The sequence below is a fragment of the Flavobacterium sp. genome, assembly GCF_044348915.1.
In the GTDB taxonomy this organism is placed as follows: domain Bacteria; phylum Bacteroidota; class Bacteroidia; order Flavobacteriales; family Flavobacteriaceae; genus Flavobacterium.
This window is the reverse complement of record NZ_JBIKRX010000160.1, coordinates 1-5265: the sequence shown is the minus strand read 5'-3', so window position 1 is coordinate 5265 and position 5265 is coordinate 1. Positions and strand designations below refer to the sequence as shown.

2 protein-coding genes are annotated in these 5265 nt (G+C 39.8%); both read left to right on the top strand.

Going from position 1 to position 5265, the window contains the following annotated elements; translation table 11 throughout:
• Positions 1–53: 53 nt before the first annotated feature.
• The gene (locus ACIQ1E_RS14355; protein ID WP_396172079.1) at positions 54–4853 is read left to right on the top strand and encodes a phage tail tape measure C-terminal domain-containing protein; all 4800 of its coding nucleotides are present in this window, start codon (positions 54–56) and stop codon (positions 4851–4853) included.
• A gap of 3 nt (positions 4854–4856) precedes the next feature.
• Positions 4857–5225, top strand: a complete 369-nt coding sequence (locus ACIQ1E_RS14350; protein ID WP_396172078.1) for a hypothetical protein — start codon at positions 4857–4859, stop codon at positions 5223–5225.
• The last annotated feature ends 40 nt before the right edge of the window (positions 5226–5265 follow it).

Below are 5265 nucleotides of genomic sequence, written 5' to 3'. Positions count from 1 at the left end.
ATTTTTGGGTTGACAGGTTAAACCTATAGTGATATAATGGTAGCCAAGAGTTATTGAAATTAAGTTTATTGCCGGGAGAGTATATGGCAGGTAATACAGTAGAATATGAACTGTTGTTTAGTGATAAAAGCAATTCAATGCAAAAGCGCATTGATGATGCAAAAACATTGAACAAAGAAATGAGCCAAGCGGCTAAGAGTTCCTTTAGGGCCGAGGGCGATAAGGGGATAAGTGGCCAGGATTACGGCAGAGCCAGAGGTGCCACTGGTACAGGCGCAAGCGCACGTGACTTTGCAAAAGAATCGCAAGGCTTGGGTGGATTGGTGCGACTATACGCTACCGTTGCGGCTAACTTATTTGCTGTTGGTGCGGCATTTAATAGTTTGCGCGAGGCTATGAATACTACCAATATGGTAGAAGGTCTTAACCAACTAGGGGCAACAAGCGGACAAAGCCTTGGCACACTAGCAAAAAATTTAGCCACGGCCAGCGGCGGAGCTTTAAGTTTGCGTGATGCAATGGAAGCTACTGCAAAAGCAACAAGTGCTGGCATGAGTTCAAAACAATTAATGCAATTGGGCAGTGTTGCTAAAAATGCCTCACAAGCACTTGGTTTAAGTATGACAGATGCTGTCAGCAGATTAACGCGCGGTATTGTTAAGTTAGAGCCAGAATTATTAGACGAACTTGGTTTGTTTACTAAAATTGGGCCTGCAACTGAAAAGTATGCACTTAGTGTAGGTAAAAGTGTAACTGCACTAACTGATTTTGAACGTCGCCAAGCTTTTGCGAATGCAGTACTTCAAGAAGGTACAGATAAGTTTAATGCAATTAATATACCTACTAATCCTTACGATAAGCTATTAGCTAGTTTAAAAGACTTAGCACAAAATGGCCTAGAAGTGGTTAATAAATACCTGGGACCTGTGTTAAATAGTTTAAGTCAGAGTCCTGGTGCTCTAACGGCAGGTATTGCATACTTATCGGCAATGTTGGTAAAACAAGCATTACCTGCTATCACTCAATATCGTGAAGGCTTATTAGCAAGTGCAAAAGCTTCTAAAGAAGCGGCTGAATATCGTGCTGCGGAGGCAAAGAAAGCTCAAGAATCTCAAGCCACCAAAGTTAAACAAATGGCTGAGAATGCTGCTGAAAAAGAAGTTGCGGCGGCGGATGCTGCAGTAAAAAGAATTGAAGAATTACGTAGTACAAGTTTCGGCAAACAATCCAAGGGATATGCTATACTTCAAAAAGCTGCGCAAGATGTTAGTAAAGAAGAACTAGACTACTTAAACAAAGTAGGTGCGCGCTATGAAAAGCAAGGTAAATTAGATATTGCTAGTCGCTACTATGAAGCAGCAAAAGCGATTAACGCTAGTAAAAGTGCAGAGCAAGCATACGGTCGGGTAGTAGAAGAAACAACACGTAAATTAAATCAGCAACAAAGTTTATGGACTGCTCGTGGTCGTGCAGAAATTTTAGCTAAGCGTACTGCAGATATAGCGGCTAGTAAGCAGATTATAAGTACAGCCAGTTCAGATACTGGTACTATTGGGGTATTTGGAGCTTTTTCAGAATTGAAAAAGTCATTAGCAGAATCTGATATGGGACCAATTCGTAAAGGTCTAACAGGAATTAAGGGTGCCGCTACTATTGCAGTTACCGCTATTACTGGGGTTGTTGGAGCACTACAAGGACTTATCGGATTAGGTGGTGCCATAGTTGGTATAGCCATGCTTATTGATAGTTGGTTTACTAAAAATGCAGAACAGGCCAAAGGCTTTTCAGATGCAATTGAAACTTCTAATGAAATGATCAAAACATACGATCGAACATTAGCATTTTTAAGTAAACAAAAACCAGAAGTATTATTTCAGTCGCAAGCACTAAACGCACAAGCTAATGCCTTACAGGGATTAGTAGATGGACTAACTACCGTTCGTGAAAAGTTTGAAGAGCTGGACAAAGCAACTAAAAGTTGGGATAGATTTACTGATAATCTTGCAAGTCTAATTGGCAGAGATCAGTTAAGTAAGTTTGCCGAAGCAACTGTATCAAACATTGTAAAAACTATTGCTGCTATTGATAGTGATATAGCACGCGAAACTGCATTAAAAACAGTAACAGCAGAACTAGGGGCCGTGGGTGATAGCCAACTTCAATGGCTAGAAGCTATTAAGTCTGGCGGACCAGAAGCTGCCAAGAAGATTGAAAATATTGAAAAAGCACTAAAGAAAGTTGCTAATGCTCAAAGTAATGTAGCCAGTCGCAGTACTGAATTTGACGAAAGCATTAAAAAGTTAAACACTACATATCTTGAATTTACAAAATCAGCTATAGACCAGTCACCACTATCTAAGTTAGGTAGTGATATGGCCAGTTCTTCCGTAAAAATGGTAGGGGCTTTAGAAGATCCTATTGCTGGTATTGGTACTATGAAAAAGCTATTAGAAGAAACATCAATACTTGGTGTATTTAATCCAGCTTTAGTACAGCAAGTAAATAGACTTAAACCAGAAATTGATAGTTTAAACCAAAAACACGGCCAAACTACAGTTCAACTAAAAACAGCCCGTCAAGAAGTAGTAGCTTTACAACTAGAATATCAAAAACTTGACAAAATGTATGGTGGTGTAGACAGACAAATGGTACTTGCTCAAGGTGGGGATACCAGCCAATTGGATGCCTTAGAAGCTGCCGCAGAAAGACTAGATAGTAAACAAGCACAAATAGCAGCACTAACTAAAAAAGACACAGAAGAGCGCGCAAAGATTGCCGAACTGATGAATAGTCCTAAGTTCAAGGAACTTGCAGTAGATGCGTTCATCACAGGCACTAATTTAGTAGCTCGTGGACTAAATGAAGCTTTTGAAAAAGGGCGAATTGAATTAGCCAAAGGCATTCTTGGAATGATTGGTAATGTTCCTGGTGTGGCAAGAATAGAATCGCAACTAAATCAAAAAGAACTTGGACTGCAATCTCAAATGATTAAGCTGCAAGAAGACATGCTTCGCGCACAGTATCAACAAATTGCAGCAACCATAGCCAATACAGCTGCCCTTAATTTAAGCACAATAAAAGAAGTCGCAGGAAATGCAGATCCACGAGATAGAATGGCAGGAAATATGCCTTCTGTTTCTAGTGCAGAAGCAGAAGTAGCACTTGGACAAAGATTTCAAGCATTTGTTGCTGGTGGAAAAGGTGCCCCAACTGGACAGAGTTTCTTAAAAGAATTAATTCAGGCTATGAATACTATCGGCAAAGATAGTCCAAGAGTAGCTGCTGTTATTGAAAGCATGCGAGCTTCAGTTTCAGGATTAATGAGTACAGAAATACAGCGAGCAAAAGTTGCCAAAGAACAAAAACTAGATAATATCAAAACCGAGGCAAAAATTCGTGATGAAATCAATACTTTAAGTAATGATGCACTAAAGCTCGAATCTATTGGTATTGGTAATCAAATTAAGTCATTAGAGTTATTAGGGCAACAAAATGGTGGTTTAACTGATGCACAACTATTAAGTCGTAGAGGCTTAGAGGATCAACAGTCTCAAATAGAGTATGATACACAAATTAATTCATTAATTACAGATCGTCAAAAATTTGAAATTTATATTGCCGGTCTAAAGAAGTCCGGAATCGTTGACGGTGTACGAGAGCTAGAAATTGGTTTTGCTAAACTAGAAAATACCAAAATTCTTGGAGCGTCCCAATCAAAAATAGATAGAGAACGTGCTAGTGCATTAAAAACACAACAAGATTTAAGTAAAAATATATTTGACAAAGAAACCCAAGCACTAAATAATAGACAAATAAAACAAGATACTTTTAATATCTTGCAAAGTACGTCTTTAGAGTTGTCCGAAATACAACTTGAATTAGATATTAAAAGACTTGCACTAACGCCACAAGAAATAGCAGATAGAAAGTCTGTTATTGAATTTAGAAAAATTGAACAGGAAGAAACTAGTAAATTAGCTTCATTAGAAATCAATTATTTAAAAACTGTAACGGGTTTAATGCAAAAATATCGAAATATTGCAGAAGGAGCCGGAGGCGATGAGGCCCGTGCAAAAATAGACGAAGAATTACAAAATATACGTAATAAATATACTGCAGAAATATCTGGCGTAAGATCTGTGTCGGAAGCAAAGCGCCAACTAGCAGCAGAAGATTCTAAATACTCAGAACGCCAAAAAGCTTATGGAGAAGTATTTGAGAAAAGTTTTCAAAGCATGGGCGACGCGATGGTAACTTTCGCCAAAACAGGTAAATTCAGTTTTGACGACATGATTTCTTCTATGATAGAAGGCCTAATCAGATATGAAATGCAGTTGCAAGCTACAGCAGCATATGCGGCTTTTAGACCTGGATTAATGAATGGTGTATCTAGTATTTTTGGTGGTAGTTTTGAGGGTAGCGGATATACTGCTGCGCAACTAGCAACACTACCAATGGCCAAAGGCGGAGCATTTGACTATGGTATACAAGCATTTGCCAAAGGTGGTACGTTTACCAATAGTGTAGTAGATTCACCAACAATGTTTAAGTTTGCAAAAGGCACAGGTTTAATGGGCGAAGCAGGCCCAGAAGCTATTATGCCCCTAAAGCGTGACAGCAACGGCAACCTTGGAGTTAGTAACCCCGGTGGCGGCAGCAATGTCGAAGTAGTTGTCAACAACTATTCAACTGCACAAGCCGAAACACGTGAAACAACCGACTCGCGCGGTAATCGTCGTATTGAAGTTATTGTTGGAGATATGGTTGCTCAAGAAGTGGCTAAAACCGGTTCCGCAACACAAAATGCATTCTCTAGCACTTATGGTACTAGACCTGCCCTAGCAAGGAGATAAAATATGGCAATTCCAAACTGGCCAACAGCAGGCAACTTTCCGCAAAGCCCCCAAAAGGGGTTTTCGGAAAGTATTGGTGTTAACGTAATACGAACCCAAACCGACATGGGTCCGGCAAAGCAACGCCGCAGAAGCCGTCGTCCAAGTACCATGGACGTTAGCTTTATACTAACCACAGCTCAAACTCAAACTCTAGAAACTTTTATCAACAATGACTTGCAGGGAGTAAACCGTTTTAAGTTTACTCACCCACGTCTTTATACTACTATCGATGTTCGCATTGTTCCACAAAGCGATGGCGAATTTTTTAAACTGCAGTACCTTGCACCAGGGTACTGGCAGACTTCACTTAAACTAGAAGTGTTACCATGAGCAGAATAAGCACACTAAGCGCAGCAGCCGTTCGTGCAAT

Coding starts and splice junctions, on each gene's coding strand:
- ACIQ1E_RS14350 (WP_396172078.1), top strand. CDS start 4,857: ATGGCAATTCCAAACTGGCCAACAGCAGGCAACTTTCCGCAAAGCCCC.